Raw genomic sequence first — 2,920 nt, forward strand, 5'->3', positions numbered from 1 at the left:
CGATGTCCAGACTGGCGTGCGTCTCGATATTGACAACGGCCCCACACGGGCCTGGGGCGCGATCGGGGTCGAGGGACTGGCGCTATATTTCTTCAATGTGGAGGCCACGGCCTATTTCAGTGACCGAGGCGCTGCGGGGCGTCTGCAAGGTTCCTACGACATTCTGCTGACCAATCGCCTGATCCTCCAACCCCAGGTAGAGATGAACTTCTATTCCGCGTCCGATCGTGCGCGCGGGGTCGGAACCGGGCTGTCCGATATCGATACGGGATTGCGGCTTCGCTACGAATGGCATCGGAAATTCGCGCCTTATATCGGCGTGAGTTACTCCGGCACGTTCGGTCAGGCCGCCGACATGGCGCGTTCAAGGAATGAGCGTGTCCATGACCTGAATTTCACCTTCGGGATCAGGACGTGGTTCTGACTATTCCTGCCCGATGTGAAATCGTCGCGGGGCGCATTGTGCGCCTTCGCATCCGATAACCAATGATGAGGAAAAGACCAATGCTGACCATTAATTTCAGATCATCGGCCCTTCTGGTAGCACTCCTGGCCACGGTCTCAGTTGCGCATGCCCAGACACCGGTTCCGGCACCAGCCCAGCCGCAGGGCCAGGATATGTCCGGAATGCAGGGTATGTCAGGCATGTCAGGAATGGACCACGACAAGATGAAAATGGACGGCATGCCCGGATCCGGCATGAAGGGGGCAGAGAAAGGCATGAAAATGAAAGGAAAGATGGGGGGATGTATGAAGATGAAGGGCATGGCCATGCCGAACGGTCAGGCAATGGCACCATCGGATAAAAAGATGAAAATGGGCTGCGGCGACAAGGGCGACGGCATGAAAATGCCGATGGGCCCGCAGAGCATGCCCGACGCGGTTCATCAGCGCTGATCGGTTCCTGATGGAGCGGGGCGGCGTCATAAGCGTCGCCCCTGGACATGCCCAGGGAGGCACGCATGAAAAGATTAGCCTGGAGTCTCGCCGGCATTCTGCTGGTCGGGATCGGCGCGGGAACGGCCGTCGTTTTCGGTGGTCTGTATGATGTAGGCGCCACCTCGCCGCATTGGCGGCTGACCTATCGTGTTCTGGAAACGGCACGCTTCCATTCAATCCGGCATCACGCCGAGGGCATTACCACACCTGTCGATCTTGAGACGCAGGCACGGCTCGTCGGCGGTGCATCGCATTTTTCGACGCATTGCGCCTCCTGTCATTCCGCGCCGGGCGTCGAGGCCGAGGATATGGCGGAGGGGATGTATCCGAAGCCGCCGGTTTTGAATGATGTGGCGCAACGCTATACGCAAGGCGAACTGTTCTGGATCCTCAAGCATGGCATCAAGATGTCGGGCATGCCGTCCTGGGCGGATCATGGTGATGATGATCTCTGGAACATTGTCGCGTTTCTCAAAAAGCTTCCGGGAATGAACAGTTCCGACTACCAGGCGCTGGTCGCCCAGGCAGGAGCAGCTGGCGGACATCATATGCATCACGACATGGATATGCCGATGCCCCGACAATAGATGCCGCTGGGATAATTGATCGAGATCAAGGAAAATATGCCATACCCCTGTAGGGTAATAACCCGTGCCCTGACGACATCCGGAAAGCGGGCCGGTATGGGCTTTGCCGAGGATGATGGCGTGTTGGAGAAACCATGAGGCGTGTCTTTTTGAGCGTGAGTGTCGTGATCATGACGCTGCTCGTCAGCATGTCCGAGGGATTCGCTCAGGCACCGGGTGAGTCTCCCGCCGTTCCGGCCATGTCCAGCGGCACTATGACGGGGCCTACGACAGGCAGCCCGCCACCTTCGCTGGCGCTGCGGCGGGATCAGCCGGAAGACGATGGGCCGATGGCAGCGCCCCGGGATGCCGGTCATGGCGCCGAGTCGTCCGGCGGAATGGAGACGACCACCGCTCGACCCGACTCAAGTATGTCCGACATGGACGGCATGATGTCGATGGGTGGTGACGAGCATGCAAGCCATCACCCTGGCATGGGCGCGGCGGGGAACCCCGGTGCGCCACCATCCGGGCCGGCGGTGCAGGGCGATATGATGAGCCGCATGCTGCCTCAGGCTGGGCAGGCATTGAGTGCGGTTCCCGGAGCAGACAAGGCCGACGCGGGTTGTTGCGGAGCGCGCGGTCGCACGCCGCTTTATACTTTCATGATGACGCATCCGAAGCTGACCGACGCCGAACGTCAGATGCTGGCCGATATTGCGGCACAGAGGCTTCAGGACGGTCTTCGCGAAGTCGGCGCCGCATCGGTCGATGCCGCTCAGTCCCTGTCGTGGGAGACGATGCGTCGATCCAGCCAGCATCTCCATGAAGGCGTTGCGTTGCTCGATAGCGGAATGGCCGCGCGCGCGGCCGCGACCGGCCTCGTGAATCCTCAAATGGTGGCATTCAACTGGTTCACGGCACAGATGGGTCTGCCGACAGTCGCGGCGAGCCAGCAGAACGGCCTGTTTTTCGGATTGACGCCGGCCCACCTGGTGTTCATGACGATCCTGATCCTGGTATCGATCGCTCTGCTGATCTTGCAGGTCCTGCGGTTGCATCGCGTGCAAGAGATTCTCAGGACCACCACGGCATTCGCACCGAAACCAACGGTCCCGCCCACGCCACCATCGTCGACCGGCGGCGGTCCAACACCTCCTGTTCCGCCGCCTCCCCCTGTACCGGGACCAGGCGGTGGAACGGCCACTCCGATCGTCGGCGCACCTCGACACGGCCTCTGGCGTGGCGGTCTGAAAGTGGCCCGGATCATTCGGGAGACACCGGCGATCGTGACGTTCTATCTAGTTCCGGCCGATGGGGGGCGGATTCCCTTTGACTTCAAACCCGGCCAGTTCGTGCAACTCACCATCGAGCCGACGTCTGGCAAGCCCGCGAGCCGGTCCTATACGATCGCA

4 protein-coding genes are annotated in these 2,920 nt (G+C 60.8%); all 4 read left to right on the plus strand.

The annotated features are described in order from the left end of the window. On the plus strand, positions 1–424 hold a 424-nt coding region (locus tag GOB81_RS17190; RefSeq protein ID WP_173571440.1), incomplete at its 5' end, for a copper resistance protein B. 230 nt (positions 425–654) lie between these two features. Continuing rightward, positions 655–897, plus strand: a complete 243-nt coding sequence (locus GOB81_RS17845) for a hypothetical protein (protein WP_242010337.1) — start codon at positions 655–657, stop codon at positions 895–897. 65 nt (positions 898–962) lie between these two features. Continuing rightward, complete coding sequence (locus GOB81_RS17200) at positions 963–1,526, plus strand: c-type cytochrome (RefSeq protein ID WP_023979779.1); 564 nt, start codon at positions 963–965, stop codon at positions 1,524–1,526. 134 nt (positions 1,527–1,660) lie between these two features. Then, positions 1,661–2,920 (plus strand): ferredoxin reductase domain-containing protein (locus GOB81_RS17205; protein ID WP_242010338.1); only part of this gene is annotated, 1,260 nt, incomplete at its 3' end.

Origin of the sequence: Acetobacter conturbans, from assembly GCF_011516755.1 — a bacterium.
Taxonomy (GTDB): Bacteria; Pseudomonadota; Alphaproteobacteria; order Acetobacterales; family Acetobacteraceae; genus Acetobacter; species Acetobacter conturbans.

What these genes read in the sequence shown, in the direction of transcription:
- GOB81_RS17200 (WP_023979779.1), top strand. Translation starts at nt 963, where the DNA reads ATGAAAAGATTAGCCTGGAGTCTCGCCGGCATTCTGCTGGTCGGGATC.
- GOB81_RS17845 (WP_242010337.1), top strand. Translation starts at nt 655, where the DNA reads ATGGACCACGACAAGATGAAAATGGACGGCATGCCCGGATCCGGCATG.